Annotated in this window: 20 protein-coding genes; all 20 read left to right on the forward strand. The window is 41.9% G+C overall.

The annotated features are described in order from the left end of the window. Window positions 1–3: 3 nt before the first annotated feature. Window positions 4–2,415, forward strand: coding sequence for a VirB4-like conjugal transfer ATPase, CD1110 family (locus LKD71_RS15735; RefSeq protein WP_227616166.1), 2,412 nt, complete (start codon window positions 4–6; stop codon window positions 2,413–2,415). Window positions 2,416–2,433: 18 nt separating this feature from the next. Further along, complete coding sequence (locus LKD71_RS15740) at window positions 2,434–2,544, forward strand: hypothetical protein (protein WP_023922645.1); 111 nt, start codon at window positions 2,434–2,436, stop codon at window positions 2,542–2,544. Between the two features lie 18 nt (window positions 2,545–2,562). Continuing rightward, window positions 2,563–5,361, forward strand: a complete 2,799-nt coding sequence (locus tag LKD71_RS15745; protein ID WP_227616167.1) for a CD1108 family mobile element protein — start codon at window positions 2,563–2,565, stop codon at window positions 5,359–5,361. A 40-nt stretch (window positions 5,362–5,401) separates the two neighbouring features. After that, a complete protein-coding gene (locus LKD71_RS15750) occupies window positions 5,402–5,701 on the forward strand; it encodes a DUF4315 family protein (RefSeq protein ID WP_227616162.1) in 300 nt (99 codons plus the stop codon). Then, window positions 5,658–7,085: a CD1107 family mobile element protein gene (locus tag LKD71_RS15755; protein ID WP_331466494.1), complete on the forward strand. Its 1,428-nt coding sequence runs from the start codon at window positions 5,658–5,660 to the stop codon at window positions 7,083–7,085. The genes LKD71_RS15750 and LKD71_RS15755 overlap by 44 nt, the downstream gene beginning before the upstream one ends. Then, window positions 7,086–8,549, forward strand: a complete 1,464-nt coding sequence (locus tag LKD71_RS15760) for a DNA topoisomerase (RefSeq protein ID WP_227616163.1) — start codon at window positions 7,086–7,088, stop codon at window positions 8,547–8,549. Then, a complete protein-coding gene (locus LKD71_RS15765) occupies window positions 8,546–10,468 on the forward strand; it encodes a recombinase family protein (protein WP_227616164.1) in 1,923 nt (640 codons plus the stop codon). Before LKD71_RS15760 ends, LKD71_RS15765 begins: the two co-directional genes overlap by 4 nt. Beyond that, entirely contained in the window at window positions 10,465–10,848 is a 384-nt protein-coding gene (locus LKD71_RS15770) for a TnpV protein (protein ID WP_005930786.1), read from the forward strand. Before LKD71_RS15765 ends, LKD71_RS15770 begins: the two co-directional genes overlap by 4 nt. Window positions 10,849–10,957: 109 nt before the next feature. After that, a complete protein-coding gene (locus tag LKD71_RS15775; RefSeq protein WP_005930789.1) occupies window positions 10,958–11,206 on the forward strand; it encodes a hypothetical protein in 249 nt (82 codons plus the stop codon). After that, entirely contained in the window at window positions 11,184–11,474 is a 291-nt protein-coding gene (locus LKD71_RS15780) for a hypothetical protein (protein WP_005930793.1), read from the forward strand. The genes LKD71_RS15775 and LKD71_RS15780 overlap by 23 nt, the downstream gene beginning before the upstream one ends. A gap of 264 nt (window positions 11,475–11,738) precedes the next feature. After that, entirely contained in the window at window positions 11,739–12,308 is a 570-nt protein-coding gene (locus LKD71_RS15785) for a DUF6560 family protein (RefSeq protein ID WP_035393633.1), read from the forward strand. Window positions 12,309–12,595: 287 nt separating this feature from the next. Next, window positions 12,596–13,345, forward strand: coding sequence for a hypothetical protein (locus LKD71_RS15790; RefSeq protein WP_005930799.1), 750 nt, complete (start codon window positions 12,596–12,598; stop codon window positions 13,343–13,345). Window positions 13,346–13,429: 84 nt separating this feature from the next. Beyond that, a complete protein-coding gene (locus LKD71_RS15795) occupies window positions 13,430–14,965 on the forward strand; it encodes a hypothetical protein (RefSeq protein ID WP_008394494.1) in 1,536 nt (511 codons plus the stop codon). Between the two features lie 167 nt (window positions 14,966–15,132). Then, window positions 15,133–15,642 (forward strand): DUF5104 domain-containing protein, encoded by a 510-nt coding sequence (locus tag LKD71_RS15800; protein WP_008394495.1) that lies wholly within the window; start codon window positions 15,133–15,135, stop codon window positions 15,640–15,642. Between the two features lie 273 nt (window positions 15,643–15,915). Beyond that, window positions 15,916–16,386, forward strand: a complete 471-nt coding sequence (locus LKD71_RS15805) for a hypothetical protein (RefSeq protein WP_008394496.1) — start codon at window positions 15,916–15,918, stop codon at window positions 16,384–16,386. A gap of 197 nt (window positions 16,387–16,583) precedes the next feature. Next, window positions 16,584–17,222, forward strand: coding sequence for a CHC2 zinc finger domain-containing protein (locus LKD71_RS15810; protein ID WP_003864559.1), 639 nt, complete (start codon window positions 16,584–16,586; stop codon window positions 17,220–17,222). Then, window positions 17,134–18,510, forward strand: a complete 1,377-nt coding sequence (locus LKD71_RS15815) for a virulence-associated E family protein (protein WP_044930255.1) — start codon at window positions 17,134–17,136, stop codon at window positions 18,508–18,510. The genes LKD71_RS15810 and LKD71_RS15815 overlap by 89 nt, the downstream gene beginning before the upstream one ends. Before the next feature lie 248 nt (window positions 18,511–18,758). After that, a complete protein-coding gene (locus tag LKD71_RS15820) occupies window positions 18,759–18,956 on the forward strand; it encodes a hypothetical protein (protein WP_003864557.1) in 198 nt (65 codons plus the stop codon). A gap of 65 nt (window positions 18,957–19,021) precedes the next feature. Continuing rightward, window positions 19,022–19,669 carry a DNA topoisomerase gene (locus tag LKD71_RS15825; RefSeq protein WP_255633126.1) on the forward strand — a complete coding sequence of 216 codons (648 nt, stop codon included), beginning with the start codon at window positions 19,022–19,024 and terminating at the stop codon, window positions 19,667–19,669. Window positions 19,670–19,737: 68 nt separating this feature from the next. After that, window positions 19,738–24,650, forward strand: a 4,913-nt coding sequence (locus LKD71_RS15830) for a SpaA isopeptide-forming pilin-related protein (RefSeq protein WP_227616165.1), incomplete at its 3' end; no start/stop codon positions are given.

Raw genomic sequence — 24,650 nt, forward strand, 5'->3', positions numbered from 1 at the left:
TCCCTGGCGGAAAAAAGAAACCGTCAGGAAAGAAGAAACAAAAAAAGCAGAAAAGAAAGAGAACAGGAAAAGCGTAGGAAGAAGCAGGAACGGGATCGTAGGAAACAGAAAAACATTCCTACAACTGCACAGCAGAGTATTCCGTATATTCGGATGCTGCAGGATGGTATCTGCCAGGTGACAAAGACCTTTTTCTCTAAGACAATTCAGTTTTATGACATCAATTATCAGCTGGCTTTAAATGAGGATAAGACCACGATATTTGAGAATTACTGTGATTTTTTAAATTACTTTGATTCTTCCATCAGTGTGCAGCTGTCCTTTATCAATCAGCAGGTGGATGTGGCTGAATTTGAGAAAAGTATTGATATTCCGGATCAGAACGATGACTTCAATGCCATTCGTGAGGAGTACCGGACCATGTTAAAAAATCAGCTTTCCAAGGGAAACAATGGTCTGGTGAAAACCAAGTATATCACTTTTGGAATCGAAGCAGAAAGCCTGAAGGTGGCAAGACCAAGGCTTGAAAGGATTGAAGCCGATATCCTGAACAACTTTAAAGTTCTGGGAGCACAGGCACATTCCTTAAATGGTCTGGAGCGACTGGAGATTCTGTATCATGTGTTCAACCAGGATCGGATTGAACCATTTAAGTTCCAGTACAAGATGCTGCCGGAAACAGGATTAAAGACCAAAGACTTTATTGCACCAACTTCCTTTAACTTTTCCAAGAATCAGACATTTCTGATGGGAAAGACTATGGGAAGCGTGAGTTATCTGCAGATCCTGGCACCGGAACTTACAGACCGGATGCTTGCAGATTTCCTGGATGTGGATGACAGCATCAATGTCAATATTCATATCCAGTCCATTGACCAGAGTTCTGCGATCAAGATGATCAAGAGCAAGATTTCAGATTTGGATAAGATGAAGATTGAAGAGCAGAAGCGGGCGGTACGTTCCGGGTATGACATGGATGTGCTTCCATCGGATCTTGTGACCTACGGGGAAGAAGCAAAGAATCTGCTGGAAGATTTACAGTCCAGAAATGAGCGTATGTTTCTTGTGACAGTGTTGGTGATGAATACCGCAAAGAAGCGTCAGAAGCTGGATAACAATATCTTCCAGGTACAGGGTATCGCACAAAAATACAACTGTTCCTTAAAACAGCTGGACTATCAGCAGGAAGCAGCATTGATGTCCTGTATTCCACTGGGAGTCAATCGAATTGAGATTCAGAGAGGGCTTACCACATCGGCAACAGCGATCTTTGTGCCATTTACGACACAGGAACTGTTCCAGGAAGGGGAAGCTCTTTATTATGGATTGAATGCATTATCCAACAACATGATTATGGTTGACCGGAAGCGTCTGAAGAACCCGAATGGACTGATTTTTGGTACACCTGGTTCCGGTAAATCCTTCTCAGCAAAAAGAGAAATTACGAACTGTTTCCTGATTACGGAGGACGATATTATTATTTGTGATCCAGAAGCCGAGTATTATCCACTGGTGCAGGCACTGCACGGACAGGTCATCCGGATTTCACCGGTATCAGACCAGTATATCAATCCGATGGATCTGAACCTGAATTATTCAGAGGAAGATAATCCGCTGTCCTTAAAGGCAGATTTTATTCTGTCCCTGTGTGAACTGATTGTCGGTGGAAAGAATGGACTGGAACCGGTAGAAAAGACGATCATTGACCGTTGTGTGCGGCTGGTCTATCAGGAATATCTCGCTGATCCGGTGCCAGAGAAGATGCCGATACTGGAGGATTTATATAATCTGTTGCGGAAACAGGAAGAGCCGGAAGCACAGCGTCTGGCAACTTCATTGGAGATTTACGTTACAGGTTCCCTAAATGTATTTAATCATCGCACAAATGTGGACATCAACAACCGTATCGTATGTTTTGATATCAAGGAGCTTGGAAAACAGCTGAAGAAGATCGGGATGCTGATTGTGCAGGACCAGGTATGGAACCGAGTGACGATCAACCGTTCCGCTCATAAATCCACCCGTTACTATGTGGATGAATTCCATCTTCTCTTAAAAGAAGAACAGACAGCAGCCTACAGCGTGGAAATCTGGAAGCGATTCCGTAAATGGGGCGGTATTCCGACAGGAATTACCCAGAACATTAAGGATCTTTTAGCTTCCAGGGAAATCGAGAATATTTTTGAAAACTCTGATTTTATCTATATGCTCAACCAGGCATCCGGTGACAGGCAGATTCTGGCTAAACAGTTGAATATTTCACCAACCCAGCTGTCTTATGTAACCAACAGTAATGAGGGTGAAGGACTTCTGTTCTATGGAAATGTGATTATTCCGTTTGTAGACAGATTCCCGAAGAATTCCCTTTATAAGATTATGACAACCCGCCCGGAGGAAACAGCCGAAGCAGGGTAATACAGGAGGAGTAAAACAATGTTACAGGTAATTTCATATGGATTGACATTTTGTGGCGGTGCTGTATTTGGCATCGCTTTTCTTTGTTTATTACAGGCAGGCAAAGGATATCCAAAGAAGGAGGAGTAAGCAGTGGCAGAACAGAGAATGAAAGTCAGGGATAAGAAAGTTCATAAAATGACCAGGGATGGTCTGGTGGAAGAAAACCTGACAGATAAATCTTCTGTTCGTGTCAGTAACCGTGCAAGCGATGTGCAGATGGGAAGAAAACAGGGAGAAAAAGAAGTAAGCCTTGTGGATAAGTCTCCCCGACAGCCAGAACAGCGTGGGAAAGTCCGACCATCTGTGCAGAAATCTAGGGATGCACCGGCACTGATGCGGACAGAGAAGCAGAGTGAGGACTTCGGACAGAGCAGAAAGCAGCATAACCGGAAAAGGATTCGTGCAGAAGCTGAAAAAGAATCCAGAATGTCAGAGACTTCCAAAGAGAGTTCATCTGGCAGATTGAGAGAAAAGAAAGCTGATCTTTCAGAATCCAGAGGGGATAGCCGGAGAAAGCAGACCGGCGGCAGTAAGAAACCAAAGCAGAAACAGCATCTGAAATTTGCTTATGAGGAAACTGGTGCTTCTGTGAAAAATGACAGGGAAACAGATAAGCTGAACCAGATGGATGCGGATGGCGTGAATTTCCGTCATCAGAAGCAGAAGGAACAAGCCAGAAAGTTTTCTTATGAGGAAGCTAAAAAGAAAACAGAAGCGAAGAACCACTCGAAAAAGGCACAGGTCTATCATGCACAGGATGGAGAGAACTCTGGTAAGAAAAAATCCCGACTGAAATTTGGCGAAGAGGAATCTGTGAAAACAGAAAAAACTTCTGTTGTCAAGAAAGCAGGAAGTGCAGCTTCCGCAGCATTGCACCGTGAGATCAGCAAAAATGAAGACGATAATGCGGCGGTAGAAGGTGCCCATAAGTTAGAAGAAAGCGGCGAAGGTGTTTACCGGCTTGAAAAGAGAAGTGCCAGACGCAGGAAACGGAGGGCATCCAGAAAAAGAAGCAGACTTGAAAGACAGGAAGAGAAACAGACACAGGCGGCAGCCCGTCAGGAGCAGAAGAAACTGAAAAAACAGATTCAGAAGCAACAGATCAAACGGGATTATGCCAAAGCGAAGCGAAGTGAACAGACAGTAGGAACAGCTGCAAAAGGTACGATTGATTATATCAAGAAGATTGGCGGCAAAGTCACCAACTTCTTTAAAGAAAATCGGAAGGTGTATATCAGTGTAGCAGTTCTGATCGGATTGATGTTTCTGATCATAACGAATGTCACGTCATGCTCTGCAGTGTTTTTACAAAATGTGATCACCTATACAGGAACCAGTTATCTGTCATCGGATCAGGCAATCCGGGAAGCGGAACTGTATTACACACAGCTGGAAGCTAATCTGCAGGAGCGGATCAACAACATGGAATCTGAAGAACCAGGACATGATGAGTACCGTTATGATATCGGTCCGATAGAGCATGATCCGTTTATCCTGATCAGTTATCTGTCTGCAAAATATGAGGAGTTTACCTTTGAGCAGGTGAAGCCGGAGCTGGATGCCTTGTTTGCAGAGCAATATCATCTGACTACTGAAGCAGTCAATGAGACTGTAACGGAGACAGCAACAGTAAGAGTTGGAGAATCTTTGGGACAGGTTGTGACCAGTGGATATTGTAACTGTCCAATCTGTTGTGGTATTTGGAGCGGAGGACCGACTGCCAGTGGAGCATATCCAACTGCCAATCATACCTTAGCGGTAGATGCTTCCAATCCGTTTGTTCCAATGGGAACAAAGGTAGTTATGAATGGTGTCGAATATACCGTAGAAGATACCGGAGCTTTCGCAAGATACGGTGTACAATTTGATGTCTATTATGACAGTCATGCGGCAGCATCTGCACATGGACATCAGACCTGGGAATGTTATCTTGCAGATGATAACGGAAGCAATGAAGTCGAAGTGACCAGAACCAGAGATGTGGACACGCTGAATGTAACATTGACCAGTGGAAACCTGATGTCAATCTGTCAGGACAGGTTGGGATTCTTCCAGAAAGAACTGTTCAGTGCTTATAACGATACGAAAGGTAATTTACAGATGTTTGCGACACCAGTTGATTTTAACTGGTATTCCAGTGTGACCAGCTATTATGGATATCGGATTCATCCAATTTCAGGAGCAAATCAGTTACACAATGGTATGGATATCGGAGTACCGGAAGGGACAAAAGTGATGGCAGGGCTGACCGGAACGGTTACAACTTCTGCTTATAACGACAGCTATGGCAATTATGTTGTAATCAAGGACAGTAAAGGCTATGAACTGCGGTATGCACATTTAAGCAGCCGGAGTGTATCTGCAGGTGCATCTGTCACGAAAGGTGATGTGATAGGTCTTGTAGGAAATACTGGAAATTCTACAGGAAGCCATCTTCACATTGAACTTTTGAAAAATGGAGAGCGGTTGAACCCGATCTTTTATCTGGAAACAGGAGAAGGGGCAGGCTTTGGCGGTAATGAATATACCAGTGAAGCAGCGCAACGTTTACTGGAAGAGGCTGCAAAATATCTTGGAACACCGTATGTGTGGGGCGGATACTCTCCTAGCGGATTTGACTGTTCCGGATTTGTAAGTTATTGCCTGGTTCATTCAGGGGTTAGAAACACCGGAAGACTGACGGCACAGGGATTGTACAACATTTGTACACCTGTATCACAGTCAGATGCACAGCCAGGAGACCTGATCTTCTTTACCGGAACCTACGATGCAGGAGAACCAGTAACGCATATTGGAATCTATGTGGGCAATGGTCAGATGATCCATTGTGGGCATCCGGTTCAGTACACGTCCATCAACTCTCCATACTGGCAGAGCCATTTCTATGGATTCGGGCGATGGTAAGGAAAAGGGCGGTATAACAGCCGTCCGGAAAGGAAAAGAGATGAAAAGTCTTGAAAAAGCAACGGCAGATTATGAGAAAGCCAAGGAAAAAATGGAAGCATCCAAAGCCAGATATGAAGCAGATTTAAAGCGGTTCAAGGCTGCGGAGATTGCAAAAACAGAAGCGGAAAATCTGGAAATTGTAAGAATTATCCGTGCAATGGATATGAGCATTCCGGAATTGGAAGCTTTCAAAAAGAGAATGAAAAATGAGTTGCCCGGCAGGGTAGAAATACAGAAGGAGGAAACAAAAGCCGATGATGAATCTGGAAAAAATGAAACAGAAGAGAACAACTACTAAAAGCAGGGTGAAAAAGAGTCTGCTTGCAGCAACGACATTTCTTTGCCTGACAACACCTTTGCTCCAGACACAGACTGCTTATGCAGCTGAGAATACCACATCTGCAATCACGATTGAGAAACCAGATGGCTGGAAACAGGGCGAAACAAGCATTGCTGTTACGGTAGATGCCAGTCATATGCCTGAAGGTTTCTCAATAGCAAAGATTGAAGTAAAAGCAGGAAAAGATGGAAGCTGGCAGGATGTAACCGGAAGCGGAAGTATCACGATCACAGGAAATCAGACAGTGTATGTGCGTGTGACAGATGGTGAGGGGAAGGTCTATGAGCAGAATCGCTCTATTAAGTGTTATGACACGGAAAAGCCGACACTTTCTGCATCACTGACAGATGGTGTGCTGACGATTCAGGGAAATGATACCGTTTCCGGTATTGCTTCTGTGACAGTTAATGGCACCACTTATACAGACTTGAAGGATGGAATGTTGAAAGTGCAACTGACACAGAAAGATTTTACAACAAAACAGATTGAAATCACGGTAACGGATGGTGCCGGAAATACTTCTGAGAAGTATGTACTGCAGAATCCTTATTATGAATGGGCAAAGAAGCAGGCAGAGAAACAGAAAACCTCCAGTGACAGCAATGGTGCAATGGCAACTACGACCAGTGTAGATGCAACGGGGCCTGAAAAAACAACGACTTCTCCGCTTCCGCAGGATGCACAAGCTTCTGAGCCGACAGATGCAAAAGGAACCGTGGATGATCGGACAGTGACAGGTATTGAGGAACAGCTTAATAAAGAAGGCGAGACAGCAGATTCTGTTACTAAAACAGCTACGGAAGGCACAAAAGAGTTTTATACCATTTCAACTAAGAGTGGTAAGATTTTTTATCTGATCATCGACAATTCAAAATCTCAGGATAATGTGTATTTCCTTACAGAAGTCAGCGAGAAAGATCTGATGAACTTCACACTTTCTGATTCCGTGACACTTCCGGAAGTAGATACTGTTTATGCAGAACCAGAGAAACAGGCTGAAGACGAAAAGCCGGAAACGACAGAGACAGATGAGAAAGATAAGGTAGAGGATGAAATCCAGATGCCAGAAGATGAAAGTTCAATTGGAACGTATCTTTTGATTGCACTGGTTGCAGTCGGAGCTGTGGCAGGAGGATATTACTTCAAAGTCTATAAACCAAAGCATGAATATGATGACGAGGATGAGATGGAAGAGGATGAAGATGAATCCGAAGATTCAGAATCTGAAAAGCGGGAAGTAGACGATGCAGATGAGCAGGAAGAAAGTATAGAACCGGAAATCCTGAGAGATGAAGATTTCAATGATAATGTGCTGGAAGATGAAGAAGAGGAGCAGGAGTAAATGAAATTAGTGATTGCAGAAAAGCCATCGGTTGCGATGGCGCTGGCTTCCGTGCTTGGAGCCAGAACAAGAAAAGATGGCTACGTGGAGGGAAACGGTTATATCGTTTCCTGGTGCGTAGGACATCTGGTTGGATTATGTGATGCATCGGAATACGATGAAAAATATAAAAAATGGAGATATGATGATCTGCCGATTGTGCCGGAATGCTGGAAACACAGGGTATTGGAAGGTACGAAAAAGCAGTTTGGAATCTTGAAAAAACTGATGCGAGATTCCGAAGTAGATGAAGTAATCTGTGCTACAGATGCCGGGCGGGAAGGAGAACTAATCTTCCGTCTGGTGTATGAGCAGGCAGGATGCAAAAAGCCGATGAAGCGGCTATGGATCTCTTCCATGGAGGAACAGGCAATTAAAGATGGATTTGCGTCATTAAAAGACGGTTCGTGTTATGACAGTCTCTATCAGTCAGCACTTTGCAGGGCAAAGGCAGACTGGCTGGTGGGAATCAATGCGAGCCGTCTTTTTTCCGTTCTGTATAACCAGAATCTAAAAGTTGGAAGAGTGCAGACACCGACACTTGCCATGATCGTGGATCGAAATCAGAAGATTAAGGAATTTACCAAAGAAAAATATTATATGGCTCATATCAAGTTTGACGAGATGGATGCGGTCACAGAGCATTTTCAGAAAAAAGAAGATGCAGATAAAGTGGCTGCGGACTGTATGGAGCGTATGTGCGAAGTGGAGAAGGATGATGTGAAAGAGAAAACGGTCCGCTCTCCGAAACTTTATGATCTGACCACTCTGCAGAGGGAAGCAAACAGAATGTTTGGCTATACCGCACAGCAGACATTGGATGCCGTGCAGGAGATGTATGAGCATAAGCTTGTCACCTATCCGAGAACAGATAGCCAGTATTTGACAGATGAGATGGGAGAAAGCACTGAAACACTGATTCTGATGTTACTTGGGAAAATGCCTTATGTTGAAGGTCTGAAATATCAACCAGATGTGAGTAAGGTATTAAATTCAAAGAAAGTATCCGATCACCATGCGATTATCCCAACCATGGAAGTAGCCAAAGCAGATATTGGTGAACTGAAAGAACGAAACCGCAAGATTTTGTATCTGATCAGTGCCAGGGTACTGACAGCAACTGCGGATCCTTATATTTATGAGAGCCATAAATGTCAGATTACCTGTAATTATCATACGTTTTATTTCACAGCAAAGAAAACAAAGCAGGAAGGATTCAAGGCAATCGAAAATAAATTAAAACAGTTCTTTGGAGTAAAGATTGAGAAAGAAGAGCAGGAGCTGGATATTTGGGCAGGCAAGCATTATGGTCCCTGTGATTCTTTTGTATCGGAGCATTTTACACAGCCACCGAAACAGTACACAGATGTGATATTTTGTGAGCGTAAGGAGTGGATAGGAATTGAAGAAAGGAGTTCAGCATGAGAAGAAAAAAAGATAAAAGCAATGGCATTACTGCTTTGTATGAAAGACTGTCTCGTGATGATGATAATGCTGGAGAGAGTAACAGTATAGTTCATCAAAAGCAAATGCTTGAAGATTATGCTATGAAACATGGTTTTACGAATCTTGTTCATTTTACCGATGATGGTTGGAGTGGAGCGACCTTTGACAGACCTTCATGGAACAGACTTGTTGAAGGTGTTAAAAACGGAGAAATCACTGCCTGTATCTGCAAAGATATGTCCAGAATCGGCAGAGACCATTTGCAAGTAGGTTTTTTCACTGACATTCTGTTTAGAGAAAAGGAAGTTCGATTTATAGCAATCAATAATGGTATTGACAGTGACCGTCAAGAAACCAGTGAGTTTGCCCCTTTTCTGAATATCATGAATGAGTGGTTTGTCAGGGACACAAGTAAGAAAATTAAAGCTGTACTGAAATCCAGAGGTTCTTCCGGCAACGCTCATACAAGTAATATCCCACCATACGGCTATTTGAAAGACCCCGAAAACCCCGACCATTGGATTATTGATGAAGAAGCTGCTGAAGTAGTCCGCAGAATTTATCGCATGACTATTGAGGGAAAAGGACCTTATCAGATAGCAAGAGAACTTTCAGAAGAAAAAATTGAAAGACCATCTTATTATCTTGGCAAAAAGGGACTTGGAAATCATGCAAGCAACTATGACAAAGAAAATCCGTATATGTGGCGAGGAAATCAGGTTACTACTCTGATTGCCCGACCAGAGTATATCGGAAAGACTGTCAACTTCAGGACATTCAAAAATTCCTATAAGGACAAAAAGACGAAAAGGGCAGATAAGGAAGATTGGGTGGTTTTTGATGATACACAAGAGCCTATTGTCGATGAAGAAACATGGCTGCTTGCTCAAAAGTTAAGACAGAATGTAAGAAAAGCAGATCCTATGGGCGAGCCTAATGTTTTGACCGGAAAGATTTACTGTGCTGATTGTGGTGCGCCGATGTATAATCACAGGCAGCGGAAAGGGCGAGAAAGAATATACTATACTGCCAAAGGCGAAAAAAGGACAAGTTATTCCAATCCGGCAGATTGTTATGAATGTTCCACATATAATCTTGCTTATCAGAAGTATGACCGACATTGTACTTGCCACCATATTTCAACAAAAGCACTTAAAAGCATCATTCTGAAAACCATACAGGAGACTTGCCATTATGTTTCTTTGAATGAGCGGGAGTTTGTTTATTCTCTGCAAGAAGAATCGGCGATGAAAGATATTGCTGTTTCTGAAACTGTAAAAAACCGCATTGAAAGAAATCAGAAGCGAGTTCACGAACTGGATATGCTTATCAGGAAAATCTATGAAGATAATGTGATTGGAAGATTGCCGGACAGACTTTTTCAGAGTATGCTTACTGATTATGAAAATGAGCAGAACGAGCTGAACAAGATTATTGAGACTGACACCGCTGATATGCAACGGATTATAGGCGGTCAAAATAATGTGGAGCGTTTTCTAAAGCTGGTTAAAAAGTATGAGAATATTACAGAACTTACTTCTGCCATGATAAATGAATTTATCGACAAAATTCTGGTTCACGAGCCACAAGGAAAAGGTGCAGACCGCACCACAGAGGTGGAGATATATCTTAACTATGTCGGGCAATTTCAAGTACCTGTGGAGCAGCATGAACCAACAGAGGAAGAAAGGATTGCTGCTGAAAAAGAGGCGGAACGACTTCGCAGAAAACGAGAATCCAATCGTAAGTATATGAAAAAGATTCGTGAGAAATCAAAAGAATTTGCGGAGCATGAGCGTATAGCAGAAGAAAAAAGTTCTGATAGCAATGTGTGTGTTGAACAGAACGTCACAAGCAAATCAAATCGGCAAAAAGTGAAAGGAGAAAAAATAGCATGACAGAATTGAAATCACGAATCCATGACAAAAGCAACGGTCTGGACTATGTTCTTGTGGGCGATTACTATGTGCCGGACTTGAAGCTACCGGAGGAACACCGCCCTATCGGTATGTGGGGCAGACTGCACAGGACATATTTGGAGCAGTACCGCCCTACAAGGTTCTCTGCCCTCTGTTTATCCGGCGAACTGCATACTTACCTTGCTGACCTGGACGAACAGGCAACGGAAAGGTGCAGCCTTATCATTGAGCAGATGAAACAAGCCGAGGGCGTGACCGAAACCATGAAAGCAGACAATCAGATGTTGTGGGTACAGTCCATGAACTCTATCCGTAACCGAGCCGAAGAAATCATCAGACAGGAAATGATTTACTGCTGATTTTATCAAGTCCAAAACCAACAAATTTGTATCGTAAACGAAGCGACAGGTATTTCCTTATGAAGTGTCTGTCGCTTTTCATTTATCAAACTTTAAGGAGGAAAACACAATGAAGATGAACCGGAATGAAATGGAAGCCCTTTATGCCTTTGGCTGTCCGAACCTGAAAGCAACTGTCGAGCGTTTGCGTATGGTAGCTGCCCTTGCACCCGATCCAGTGGCGAAGAAGCTGTTTTATATGCTTTCCGTCAAGCTGAGTGCTGAGGGTGTTGAAAGGTGGTATCGCTGCTTTTACTGCAAGCTGCGTGTGTTGAAAAACCATAGGGAGGGCTGCTATGACGAGACTGACGAAGATTGAGAAAGAAACAATCGTTCTCTTTAATGAGGGCGAGGACAAGGCAAATATCTACACCCACAACGCCGGATTGAAAAAGAGGTTGGCTGCTTTTGCTAAGAAGTACCCTGACCTTTGCCGACTGGAAAAATCCAATGTTCAAGGCGGTGTTTCTTATGAGCTGGCAAAGTCCCGTCTGTCTATCCGTTTCCTGCCGCCTTACAGTGAGGAACGCAGACAGAAAGCCAGCGAATATGCGAAAAAGCATGGGCTGAACAGCCAGCAGGGATAATGTGATAATCAGGGCTGATATGCGGTTAAAATGTCAGGTGCAGACCTGATGTTTTGACCGTTGCCTATCGCCTGTGAGGAAAGTATCGGGGACTATGGATTTTGCGGAAATGTGCGTTACAAGGCTTGAACAGGAACTCTGTACACAAAATTTTTTCTTCCATTCTTTAAGTTGATGAAGTATAATGAGATATGAAAAATTGAGGTTTTTAATACTCGATTTCAAACAATCATTTTTATATAGCTGGAACTATGGAGGGCAAAAATGAATAATTTTTTACGAATGTGTTTGAATATAATTACACAAATAGGTCCCTATTTAGTTGTACTTCTTCTTTTGAAATATCTTGTAAATCTTCAACAAAAGAGAGCTAAAGAACGAGAGGAAGAACAGAAAAAGGGAATAATTAGGACGCATTATATAATAAAAACCGAAAAAGTACTTACTATGTTTTTTGTATTGGCGGTGTTTCTTTTTGGGGGAGCTACGGTAGCCAGTGCTATTCAACAAGATGATTTATTGCCACCAATTGGTTTTAGTATTTTCTTTATTGTTTCTTTAATCGGCTCATTGAACATGATTATGTGGAAACTGGAAGTGAACGGAGATGAAATCACATGGCGTTCAACTTTTGGAAGAAAGAGAACTTTTCACTTTGAAGATATTACCTATTGCGAGAGAAAGAAAGGTTCTATGCGTGTATATGTAAATGGAGAAAAATTATTTACCATTGATAGTAATATTGACAAAGAAGAATTTATGGAGGACATAAAAAGAAGAAGAATCCCTGTAAAATCTTACTGGGCAAATCAGCATAAGAAAAATCGTAAATGACATAGATTTTATAACAGTACGATGTTAGACAACTGAATATGACCGTCAAGGTCAGATGAAGAAACCGATGTATTGAGCGTAAAGCGATCATGCGTCGGTTTTTCTTATTTCATGAGCTGACAGAATTCCGACTGTATATCACCCGTGAGGAAAGTATCGGGGACTATGGATTTTGCAGAAATGTGCGTTACAGGTAAGTAAAAAAACTACTTGATAGAGTGTAAATTGAATTGTTCATATCGGTATGATATAATTTACTGAAATGAAGCAAGAAGGTGGACTTTTGTATGAAAAAATTTTTGAAAATATTGCTAATCGTTATAGGAATAGTTTTTTTGATTTTTGCAGCGCTGATATGTATTGGACTGTTTGTTGATTATGATGACCATATTGAAAATGGTCGTTATACTTATGTTCCGGAAGAAGAAAACAAAGGAAATGAGTATATCGAGTTTAAGTTGACAGATAATGGAAAAGACGATTCTAAACTTACATATTATAATTCTATCGAAGAAGCTATTTTGAATTCCCCCTTAAAAGCAGAACATGAAGATTTATCAGCTCCAGAAGATTTTCTTAATCATGTTGATGAAATATTGCATATATGGAATGGCAAACAGTATGATACGATTTTCTATCGAGCAGGAAGTGATAACGATCCCGTTCAAGGTTTTGTGATTGCACGCTGCAAAAAACAGATAGAAAATGAAAGTACACAATATGCGTTTGTAAATGCCACACCATCTGCCACTACACCAGATACCACTTATGGGGGAGACTTCAAAAAATTTATCCATTTATCTTTAACAATAAGTGATATTCAACAAGACTTAAATCCAAATTATCCAGATACCAGATTCGTTTTTGGCTATGCACATGATAAAGAAATTTACTCATTAGAAGTAGAGGGTCAAAAGCCAGATGGAATTATAGAATATGAAGAATATGGTAGAACGATGTATATGTGGTATTATAACGATTTGGAAAGCAATAAAAGAGGCGATTGTCTGAGCTACTCAGTAGATGTGCCAGAATAATTTTTCAAATTGGCTAATCTGCCACAACTGAATATGACCGTTAAGGTCAGATGAAGAAACCGATGTATTGAGCGTAAAGCGATCATGCGTCGGTTTTTCTTTTTGCAAAATAGTCCGGTGGACTGTTTTGCAAAACCGAAGGAACTGACAGAGCTTGAGACGGGGCGAAGTCAGTTTGTTCGGGCGGGAGTACAGAGGGTGCAACCCTTTGTGCATGGGTACAGGGAATGCAATACCCCTGTGCAGGTCAAGGGCGGCAGCCTTGCCCAGTTAAGTGGCGTTTCGCCACTTAGTACTGGGTATTACTTGACGCAGAAAGCCGCAAGGAATCAGCTTCGCTGCCCTTCTCCCCTGTCGGGGAAATCAAAAAGAAAAGGAGGAACTCATGTGAAATTAACAAGGCACAATGGACGAGCTGGAAAGAATGGCGTTTATAATCCGAAGCACAATGACCGCAGTTTTGACATTGCCAACAGCGAACACATTGACGAAGAACGAGCCAAACAAAATCTCTATTGGGACTGTTACAATGGCTTCCGCAATTTCAAAAATCCCGATAAGGAAAATGAGCTGTCTGCCACTTTTGAAGATGTGGAACAGCTTTTTTATCGTCAGCGGTATCGTGATTTTGTAACCGGACAGAACGAAAGAAATGTGAAGAACCGACACCCTGAAAGGAATAAGGAAACCGGTGATTTGCTCAAAAGCAAAAAGACCTGTCCAGAGGAAACGGTCTATCAGATTGGAACACTTGATAATCATGTTCCACCGGAACTGCTCATTGAGATTGTCACAGAATTTATGGAAATCGTAAATGAGCGTTTCGGCTCTCATGTCCATATCCTGAATTGGGCGCTGCACTTGGATGAAAGCACCCCTCATATTCACGAGCGTCATGTGTTCGACTGTGAAAATCAATATGGGGAGATTGCCCCACAACAGGAAAAGGCTTTGGAAGCACTGGGATTTGAACTGCCGGAACCGGAGAAGCCTGTCGGAAGAAAAAATAACCGCAAGATGACTTTCGATTCAGCCTGCCGAGTGTTGCTGTTCGATGTGGCGAAAAAGCATGGCTTACAACTGGAAGAAGAACCCGAATATGGTGGTCGTGCTTATCTGGAAAAACAGGACTATATTCTTTTCAAGCAAAAGGAGCAACTGGCAGCACAGGAGCAAAAGTTGGAAGAACTCACGATGAAGATTGAAGATGTGGAAGCTCTGGTGGACGAGGTTGCCGATATTGCCTATGACAAGGCGGTTGAGGTCGTTGCTGATACTGTAAAACTGGAAACGCACAAGGAGGATATTAAGCTGGTGGAGCAGTCTAAAGCGTGGGTTCTCTCCCCTGAGCGTAAGGCTTCAAAGAAAGAAGTTGAGTATGCAGTGAAACGATTGGATGGCGTGATTGCCAGAATCACAAACGCTATGAAATCAACCATTCAGAAAATCCAAACCACGCTGATGAAACCGGAGGTCAAAAAAGCCGGAACGGAGCAAATCAAGAAGAAAGCTAAAAGTTCCATTATAGAGCAGTTGAGCCGCAAAAAGAAAGAAATAGCAGAGCGTGAAGTCAGCCGGACGGATCAGGCAAAAAGCAAAAAACAGGATATGGAACTCTAAAGCACTTGCTGTTTTCACTTTGAAAATGACAGGTGCTTTTGCTTTAGGGAGTAAGAAAATATCTTCCATTCTTTAGGTTGATGAAGTATAATGATAGTAAGAAATTTTTTGTAATGACCTTAATCCAATAAGTGATTTTGCAATTATTCAGTAAAGGATGTAATTATATGAAAAAAGTATTGTTGCTTTCCAGTGTGATTATTATACTCGGTTTAACAGGCTGCTCTAACAAATATTTCAATGACTGGTTTAGCTCTGAACAAAATGAAACGGATAAGATGTGTCAACAAATTATCGAGGCATGTAAGCAACAGGATTCAGAGAAACTAAAATCTCTATTTTCCGAAGAAAGCAAAAAGAACATTGAGAATTTAGACACTGAAATCTCTGCTTTTTTCGATTATATTGAGGGCAGTATCCAAAGGTTTGAGGGCGATTGTGCATCATCAAGTGAAAGCAACTATGGTAAAAGGAAAACGGAATTGGATGGTATGTATCTCATATTGACAGAGAAGGAAAGGTATTGTATGAATTTTTATATGTATAGTCAGGATGATGAAAATGCCCAAAATGTGGGGATATATAAAATTGAAATTGCATTGGAGAGCGAAGTGGCTGAGGATAATTTTATATGGGATAATCCCCCAAACGGTATTTTTGTTGGAGGACAAAATTGATTTTTGTTATGAGAGAACATTAAAGTATAAATTTCGGATGGTATAAGAAAAACTGACTACAATTAAATCTTCACAGCTTTACTAAGCAGGAAATCTGAAAAGTTCTCCTGCTTTTTTGCACTCAAAATAGAATGTGGAACTCTAAGACACTTGCTGTCTTCGTTTTGAAAATGACAGGTGCTTTTGCTTTGGGAGGCAAGAAAAAATCTTCCATTCTTTAGGTTGATGAAGTATAATGTAAGCAACAAACTTGAAGTTTAAGGGGATGATATTATGGATTTTGCTATATTTAGATTGTTTATAAGAGTTTCATTATTTGTTATAGCGTTAATTGCTTGCATTATCTATCTAATTAAAAAAAGAAAACTTATCTATTCGATATTTTTTGATAAAGAAGCGATAAAAAAAGAATATACTGGAAAAAATGATATAATATTTCTTCGATTGGCTAATACCATTCTTGTTATAGTAGCTATTCTTTTAATCTTATATTTGAAAGATTTTGTTTTAGATATGCCTTACATCATAAACAAACAGTATAGTTATGCAGAAGGATATGTAACTGAACAATCTCATGGTGGTGCAGATATATCTTCTGAAAGAAGAAGTGTTTTTCTATATGATAAAGTTAAAGATGATGAAATCGAAATCACAGTATTTTCAAGGTATATTGATAAAAATACTTATTTAAAGGTACAATATCTTCCGCATACGAAATATGGTGCTATTGTAGAAATTAAATAATTCATTCTAAAAAGAAAATTTCCAGTTTGTATAACTGGCAACCCAACCACAATTAAATCTTCACAGCTTTGCTAAGCAGGAAATCTGAAAAGGTCTCCTGCTTTTTTGCACCTAAAATTAAATATGGAACTCTAAGGCACTTGCTGTTTTCGTTTTGAAAATGACAGGTGCTTTTTTCGTTTCAGGAAAGGAGTCACATGAATGTATTTGAAGTTGTAAAAGAAAATGTTACTGCCCGACAAGCCGCAGAAGCCTATGGCTTGAAAGTGGGTCGCACAGGTATGGCGTGCTGTCCGTTTCACTCAGATAAGTCCCCCAGTATGAAGCTGGATGAACGCTATTACTGTTTTGGCTGCGGAGCAACCGGAGACGCTGTTGATCTCACAGCGAAGCTATTCGGTATCGGGCTGAGGGAAGCTGCTGTCAAACTTGCTGAAGATTTTGGTCTTAACTATGACAGCCGACAAAAGCCCAGTGTCCGCCCTCGTATTCGTGAGCCGACACCGGAACAGAAGTATCAAAAAGGAGAAAATCATTGCTACAAGGTGCTGACGGATTATTTTCATCTTCTTAGAGAATGGGAAAAGAAATACGCTCCTAAACAGCCGGATGAGGAATGGAATCCCCTGTTTGCAGAAGCACTGCATAAGAAGAACTATATCGAATATCTGCTTGATATTCTTCTGTATGGTTCATTGGAGGAACGAAAAGCACTTGTGGCAGAACAGAGAAAGGAGGTGTTAAAACTTGAACAGCGAATTGCAGAACTGTCAGCAGACAGAACCATGCACAGTAGAAGAAATCCGAAACAGCTTAGAGCAGAGCGAGAAAGGTAAGGTTTATAATACTGCCGCAAATTATAAGCGTGTTCTGCAATATGACCCGCTTTTGAAAGGGGCTATCCGAAAAAATCTTCTGACCGAAAGAATCGACATTGTGAAGCCCCTCGGTTGGTATCGTGACAGCCCGACATTGACGGATGTGGATGTGAAATATCTGCTCCTATATTTTGAAGAAAACTATGGATTGACCGTAGAGAAGAAAATCATAGACGCAGTTGCGGTTATTGCCAATGAAAACCGTTACCACCCTGTCTGTGATTTTCTCAATGCCTTGCAATGGGACGGAACGGAACGCATACGCTTCTGTCTGCACCGCTTTCTCGGTTCTGATACAGATGATTACACCTATGAAGCATTGAAGTTGTTTCTGTTGGGTGCTATCTCACGAGCCTTTAAGCCGGGGTGTAAATTTGAGGTAATGCTCTGTCTTGTAGGCGGTCAGGGAGCCGGAAAGTCCTCTTTCTTCCGTTTGCTTGCGGTCAATGATGACTGGTTCTCTGATGATTTGAAAAAGCTGGATGATGAAAATGTGTACCGCAAAATGCAGGGGCATTGGATTATTGAAATGTCGGAAATGATTGCAACTGCCAACGCTAAGAGCATTGAAGAAATCAAGTCCTTTCTGAGCCGACAAAAGGAAACCTATAAGATACCCTATGAAACACATCCGGCAGACAGAAAACGACAATGTGTGTTTGGAGGTTCTTCTAATACCCTTGACTTTCTTCCCCTTGACCGAACAGGCAACCGCCGCTTCGTTCCGGTTATGGTCTATCCTGAAAGGGCTGAGGTTCATATTTTGGCGGATGAACAGGCTTCCAGAGAGTATATCAATCAGATGTGGGCAGAAGCTATGGAGATTTACAGAAGCGGCAATTTCCGTCTGAGATTCAGTCCGGCTATGAACGCTTATCTGAAAGCCCACCAAAAGGACTTTATGCCGGAGGACACAAAGGCAGGACAGATTTTAGATTATCTGGAACGCTATTCCGGCAGCATAGTCTGCTCCAAACAGCTTTACAAAGAAGCACTGGGGCATGATTATGACGAACCGAAACAATGGGAACTGCGAGAGATCAATGACATTATGAATAACGCTGTCACAGGCTGGAGGGCGTTCAGCAATCCGAGGTATTTTCCAGAGCCTTACCGCAGACAAAAAGGCTGGGAGCGTATCAGAAACGACAACGAGCCTGACAACAGCATGGATGGTTTTCAAGAAATCCCGACAGAGGAAATGGAACAGTTAGGGCTTCCGGAAGAATGGTTGAAGCAAAAATAAAAGCCAGTTGTCGCTTCGGTTGTCGAGCCGGTTGTCGGTCTGGTTGTCGGGTAAAAATCCCGAAAGCCTTGATATTGCGGCACTTTTCCCTCTCTGACAACCATGACAACCAATATTATAAAGAAAAAGGAAATAGTAAAAAGATAGTATCGCCCGATAAAGAAAAAAGGTTTTCTGATGTCCGTTGTCGGAACTTCGTTGTCAGACCTTTCCTTGTCGGGCTTTTTTCATTTAAGGAGGAATATCGTATGACAAATATTGTGAACAGTACACTACCCACCCAAAATAACCATTCGGAGAAAAACAAACCGGATGGAGTTTTTGTGATTAAGCAAGGCAAAACAAATTATAAAGTCAAAGTGTTTTTTGACCATAGTAGCGGTTTGACTGCGGAGGACAGGTTGAAACGCATTATTCAGGCAGAAGCAGAGAGAGAATCTGCGTAAGTAATATGAAAAATATCCACGCACCCCCTTGACAAAAGCTTTCAGAAGATACCCTGCTATCTGCGATGGAACGTGCAGGAAATGAAGAGCTGACCGAAGATACGGAAAAGAAAGGACTTGGTACTCCGGCAACAAGGGCAGCAATCATTGAAAAACTGATTCAGTCTGGTTTTGTGAAAAGAGAAAAGAAAAATCTGGTGCCGACAGATGATGGCAATGTACTGATTACGGTTCTGCCGGACGAGATTAAATCTCCGAAGATGACCGCAGAGTGGGAAATGGCATTGAATCACATTGCCCAGAATACAGAGACAGCAGATGAATTCTTAAATGGGATTACAGAGCTGATGCAGGAACTGGTTGCCAGGTATCAGGGGATTTCAGAAGAAAAGAAAGACCGATTTCAAGGAAAGGCAAAAGGAGAAGTCATTGGCAAATGTCCCCGATGTGGAGCAGATGTCAAGGAAGGGAAAATAAACTTTTACTGTTCTGACCGGAATTGTGCTTTTACCTTATGGAAGAATGATAAATTCCTTGCAAGCCAGGGGAAAAAGATGGATAAGACGGCAGCAAAGAAGTTCCTGTCTAAAGGAAAAATCCATTATAAGGATCTGGTATCCAGAAAAACAGGGAGACAGTATGAAGCAACTGTGGAGATGGTTGATCCCGGAGAGGGAAATGTACAGTTCAATCTGATTTTCCCACAACGATAAGTAGTGTATTGCAGGCAGTCTAAGGACTGTCTGTTTTAATACAAATATATGAAAGAGAGGACCTTAGCATGAAGAAAAAAGGTAATTTTAGAAAAGTAGTATCTGGCTTGCTGGTAGGCATGACAATGCTTAGTACAGTGTTATCTCCGATGACTGCATATGCAGCGGAGATCCAGCCAGAGGAAAAACCTCCACTTTATGAGGAAGTGAAAGACCTTCTGGATGAAGATGAGGTGGTGACTGCCAAAGATTATGAAATTGAAACAGGCAGTGTATTTGATGTGAAATCAGATTATACCGGACTGGAAATCAAGGATGATAACAAGGTTAAAGTCACATTTGAGGAAGCAAAGAATGATAAGAATGAGGATTTTACGACAGATCATGCGGACACTTACAAAGCGGTCTATTATGTGGAACCGGTAAATCAGGAGCATCCGAAGTACCAGATCAGCCGAAAACTGATTGTGCGTGAGAAAGAAACAGAAGCGCAGAAAGAGGCGTCTGGGAGTGAAGCAATGACCGAATCCGAAACAGCTGGCAGTGAACAGCAGACAGAGGAAGCGGAGGATTCAGAAACAGACTCGGAGATTACCGATATTGACGCTGATGAATTTGATGATTTAGTAGAGCAGGCACAGAATCAGGATACCTATGATGAAGAATCAGGGTTAGAGCTTCATGATGTTTTGGAACAGGCAGGAGAAGAAGGCGTGGATCTTGAAGCTATGGAAGAGGGAGAGATTGCAACATTTGAAGCAGTTTCGGCTTATTCAGCAAGAAGTACACAGCAGGTAACAATTGAAAAAGGACCACTGTATAGATATGCAGATTATAATCTTGGAACCTATCTGACAGAGCCGTACTATATCAGCTACGGAAGCGTCAGAGCAGTTGCGTATTGTGTACAGCCTGCTAAGCCAGGACCTGGATCTGGAAATTATACAATCACAAAGATTGGAGACAATCAGGCGTTAGCAAAAGTGTGTTATTACGGTACAGATGCCGCAGGAAGCGAAAGCTTTTTTGCGAATAAACACACGGATTTTTCAGAAGGAAAAAGATTCATCATTATTCACATGGCTGCATCGTATGCCAATGGAAGCAGTGATGCTTTTTACGGAACCAATGCTACAGGAGAGGCTTTGGCAAAAGAACTCTATAATTATTGTGTGAATAAGCCAGAAATACCAGATGTAGCGATGTCATTTTCAAAGCCGAGTGTAAAGGCTTATGTAGATGGAAATGTTCAGAGAACGGAGAACATTAAGTTCAACGCATCTTCCCAGCAGAAAATTACCATGGACTTACCAAAAGGAGTAAAGCTCCATAATGTATCTACTGGAAATGTAAGTGCGGCAGGTGCAAGCGTAACAATTGGAGGAGGAACCACGTTTTATCTTTCAGCGCCTCTGACACAGACAAAAGATGTAAGTGCTACTTTTTCTGCAAAAATGAAGGGAAGTATTACAAAAGATTATTCAGCATATAAACTGACTACGAATGCAAGTGTTCAGGATCTGGCATTTGTGTTTGGAGAAGGTGTTGCTGATGAAAAATATGTAAGCTTAAAAGTGTCCTGGATTGAACAGGCTACGATCGAAATCGTAAAGAAAGACGATACAGCGGATGTCAATCTTTCTGGTGCAGTATTCGGTATATACAGCGATGAGGCATGTACAAAGCTGATCACTCAGATGCCGGCAACAGATAAGAATGGAAAATCCTCTGTTACAATCATCAAGACACAGGATACCGTTTATCTGAAAGAGATCACAGCGCCACAGGGATATGTAGTAAATGCAACGGCAACAAATGTAAAACTGGTAGCAAGTAAGACATCATCGGTAACCGTGGAAAATAAGGAACAGCTGGCAGAGCTTACCATTTATAAAGAAGGACAGGTTCTTACCAGAGCAGATGTCAGTGAAAATGGAACGGTATTTCAGTATGAAAACCGCAGACAGAAAAATGCAGTATATAACGTGTATGCCGGAGCGGATATCGTAACTGCTTATGGCACAAAAGTGTACAGCAAAGGTGATCTGGTAAAAGAGAACCTGACAACAGGTGAGAATGGTTCTGTCACACTGAAAAACCTGCATCTTGGAACCTATGTGGTAAAAGAAGCAAAAGCACCGGACAATTTCTATAACGGCAGCGAAGAAAAGCCAGTGACTCTGACCTATGCCGGACAGAATAAAGAAGTTGTATTTGCAGATGTGACTTTTAACAACGAGAGACAGAAAGCAGATGTTTCCGTAGTAAAACAGGATAAAGACACCAAGAAACCCCTGAATGGCGGTATTTTTGCTCTGTATGCATCCGATGATATTAGAAATGCAGATGGAACCGTTGTTGTGAAAAAAGGAACACTGATTGAGAAAGCAACTACTGGAGCAGATGGGAATGCAAAATTCACAGCGGATCTTCCGATTGGATATTCCTATTTTGTAAAAGAAGATCAGGCACCGGAAGGCTATGTAAGAAATACAGAAGATGTGTATACGTTCAAGTTTTCTTACACCAATGATAAAGAAGCAACCGTATCATTTGCTCATATCTTCAGCAATGACCGTGTGACAGCAAAAATCAATTTATTCAAAGTTGATAAAGAAACAGGAAAAGCAGTACCACAGGGAGATGCCACACTGAAAGGTGCAGTTTATGGTCTGTATGCCCGTGAAGATATCGTGCATCCGGACGGAGCAACTGGAACTATTTATAAAGCAGGAGAACAGGTAGCTTCTCTTACAACAGATGACAAAGGACAGGCTTCTGTAAATGGCTTGTATCTTGGCAAATATTATATCAAAGAGATTACACCTCCGACCGGATACCTGGCAGATACAGAAGAGCATGATCTTACGTGCAGTTATGAAGGAGATATGACAGCAGAAGTAAAAAGAGAGTGCACTTCCAGTGAGCAGGTCATCAAGCAGCCATTCCAGATCATTAAAGCAGCCAACAATGGAAAGACAGATGCAGATCTGTTATCCGGAGCTGGATTTACAGTTTATCTGAAATCTTCCCTTACAAAGAAAGCAGATGGAAGTTATGATTTTGATTCTGCAAAACCAGTAGTGAGTGGAGAAAATGGAGCAACTGAGATTTTCACAGATGAAAAAGGTTATGCCTGCAGTATTCCATTACCATTTGGAAGCTATATCGTGCGTGAGACAACAACACCGCACAACTACAAGCCAGTCGATGATTTTGAAGTGAATATCACAGAGCATCATCCAAATGAGCCACAGATCTGGCGAGTGCTTTTGGATGAAGAGTTTAAGGCAAAACTGAAAATCGTGAAAAAAGACGATGAAACAAAGAAATCCGTCCTGATTGCAGGAACAGAATTTAAAGTGTACGACCTGGACAGCAAGAAGTATGTGGAACAGGTAACAACTTACCCAGTGACAACAACCCATAAGTCCTATTTTACGGACAGTCAGGGATATCTGATTATGCCGAAGAATCTGAAGATCGGACATTACCGGATTGAGGAAGTTAATGCACCGGAAGGGTACACAATCAATAAGAACTATGTAGAGATTGCGGTGGATGCAAACACAGCATACCAGATGGATTCTGAGAGCGGAGATGCCATTATTACGGTAGATTACGAGAACCATCCGGTAAAAGGAAAGCTGACGATCTATAAAAAAGGTGAAATGCTGACCGGATTCAAAAAGGATTTTGTTTATGAAGAAAGATACCTGAAGGGTGCATCATTTCATGTCTATGCAGCTGAAAATATCTATACACCGGATTATCAGAAAGATGAAAACGGAAACAGACAGCTGATCTATGCAAAAGATGCACTGGTAACAACGGTAACGACCGGGGAAGACGGAAAAGCAGTTGCTGATAACCTGCCGCTTGGTTCTTACTATGTGGTAGAAAAGACTGCACCGGAAGGATTCGTCCTGAACCATGACAGATCAGAAGTCGCATTTGTCTATGCCAATCAGGATACACCTGTGATTGAAGAGGAAGTGACGGTTGGCGATGATCGCCAGAAAGTTGCAATTCAGGTAGAAAAACAGGATGCAGAAAATGGTGCAACCGTAGCTGGAGCTGTCTTTGGTATCTTTAACAAAGCGGATATCAAGGCGGATGGAAAAGTAATCGTGAAAGCAGACACACTGTTGCAGGAAATGACTTCTGATAACGATGGTCTTGCAGCATGTACGCTGGATCTGCCGCTTGGACAGTATTATGTGAAGGAGTTAAAAGCACCGGCGGGATTTGTATCCTCTGATGAAGTTCTGAATCTGGATGCTTCTTACCAGGGACAGGATGTGAAGACAGTAAAACTGAAAACTGTGAAAAAGAACCAGCCGACAACAGTAGAAATCACGAAATCTGATGTAACAACAGGTGTGGAGCTGGACGGGGCAAAACTCACCGTTCTTGATAAAGAAGGAAATGTTGTGGATCAGTGGACGTCTGTAAAAGATCAGCCACATGTGATCAAACGCCTGACAGTTGGAGAGGAATACACTCTTCGTGAGGAAATGGCACCTTATGGATATCTGAAAGCAACGGATGTGAAGTTCACGCTGGAAGATACCGCCGAGATTCAGAAAGTAGAGATGAAAGATGAAGTACCGACAGGACTTCTGATCATCAACAAAAATGGAGAGTTTCTGGATAAGGTAACACTTTTGGACAATGTAAAAGGTATTGTGGAGCATCTCTTTGAATATGTAACCGGAAGCCTTTCAGATGTGACGTTCGATGTATTTGCTGCGGAAGATATTAAAGCGGCAGATGGTGTCAGTGAAGATTATTTCAAAACCGATGAAAAAGTGGGAACCATTACCACAGATTCCAATGGTATTGCACAGATGGGAGATCTCCCGGCTGGAAAATACTATGTGAAGGAAGTAAAAACAGCCCATGGTTATGTGCTGGACAAAGAGCCGAGATATGTTGACCTTTCCTACCGTGATCAGGACACACCAGTCATCACTTATGA

Source organism: Fusicatenibacter faecihominis (assembly GCF_020686945.1).
Classification (GTDB): Bacteria; Bacillota; Clostridia; order Lachnospirales; family Lachnospiraceae; genus Limivivens; species Limivivens faecihominis.

What these genes read in the sequence shown, in the direction of transcription:
- LKD71_RS15755 (WP_331466494.1), top strand. Translation starts at nt 5,658, where the DNA reads ATGATGAATCTGGAAAAAATGAAACAGAAGAGAACAACTACTAAAAGC.
- LKD71_RS15790 (WP_005930799.1), top strand. Translation starts at nt 12,596, where the DNA reads ATGAAAAAATTTTTGAAAATATTGCTAATCGTTATAGGAATAGTTTTT.
- LKD71_RS15805 (WP_008394496.1), top strand. Translation starts at nt 15,916, where the DNA reads ATGGATTTTGCTATATTTAGATTGTTTATAAGAGTTTCATTATTTGTT.
- LKD71_RS15800 (WP_008394495.1), top strand. Translation starts at nt 15,133, where the DNA reads ATGAAAAAAGTATTGTTGCTTTCCAGTGTGATTATTATACTCGGTTTA.
- LKD71_RS15740 (WP_023922645.1), top strand. Translation starts at nt 2,434, where the DNA reads ATGTTACAGGTAATTTCATATGGATTGACATTTTGTGGCGGTGCTGTA.
- LKD71_RS15750 (WP_227616162.1), top strand. Translation starts at nt 5,402, where the DNA reads ATGAAAAGTCTTGAAAAAGCAACGGCAGATTATGAGAAAGCCAAGGAA.
- LKD71_RS15770 (WP_005930786.1), top strand. Translation starts at nt 10,465, where the DNA reads ATGACAGAATTGAAATCACGAATCCATGACAAAAGCAACGGTCTGGAC.
- LKD71_RS15775 (WP_005930789.1), top strand. Translation starts at nt 10,958, where the DNA reads ATGAAGATGAACCGGAATGAAATGGAAGCCCTTTATGCCTTTGGCTGT.
- LKD71_RS15825 (WP_255633126.1), top strand. Translation starts at nt 19,022, where the DNA reads ATGGAACGTGCAGGAAATGAAGAGCTGACCGAAGATACGGAAAAGAAA.
- LKD71_RS15785 (WP_035393633.1), top strand. Translation starts at nt 11,739, where the DNA reads ATGAATAATTTTTTACGAATGTGTTTGAATATAATTACACAAATAGGT.
- LKD71_RS15810 (WP_003864559.1), top strand. Translation starts at nt 16,584, where the DNA reads ATGAATGTATTTGAAGTTGTAAAAGAAAATGTTACTGCCCGACAAGCC.
- LKD71_RS15765 (WP_227616164.1), top strand. Translation starts at nt 8,546, where the DNA reads ATGAGAAGAAAAAAAGATAAAAGCAATGGCATTACTGCTTTGTATGAA.
- LKD71_RS15795 (WP_008394494.1), top strand. Translation starts at nt 13,430, where the DNA reads ATGCGTCGGTTTTTCTTTTTGCAAAATAGTCCGGTGGACTGTTTTGCA.
- LKD71_RS15820 (WP_003864557.1), top strand. Translation starts at nt 18,759, where the DNA reads ATGACAAATATTGTGAACAGTACACTACCCACCCAAAATAACCATTCG.
- LKD71_RS15745 (WP_227616167.1), top strand. Translation starts at nt 2,563, where the DNA reads ATGAAAGTCAGGGATAAGAAAGTTCATAAAATGACCAGGGATGGTCTG.
- LKD71_RS15760 (WP_227616163.1), top strand. Translation starts at nt 7,086, where the DNA reads ATGAAATTAGTGATTGCAGAAAAGCCATCGGTTGCGATGGCGCTGGCT.
- LKD71_RS15780 (WP_005930793.1), top strand. Translation starts at nt 11,184, where the DNA reads ATGACGAGACTGACGAAGATTGAGAAAGAAACAATCGTTCTCTTTAAT.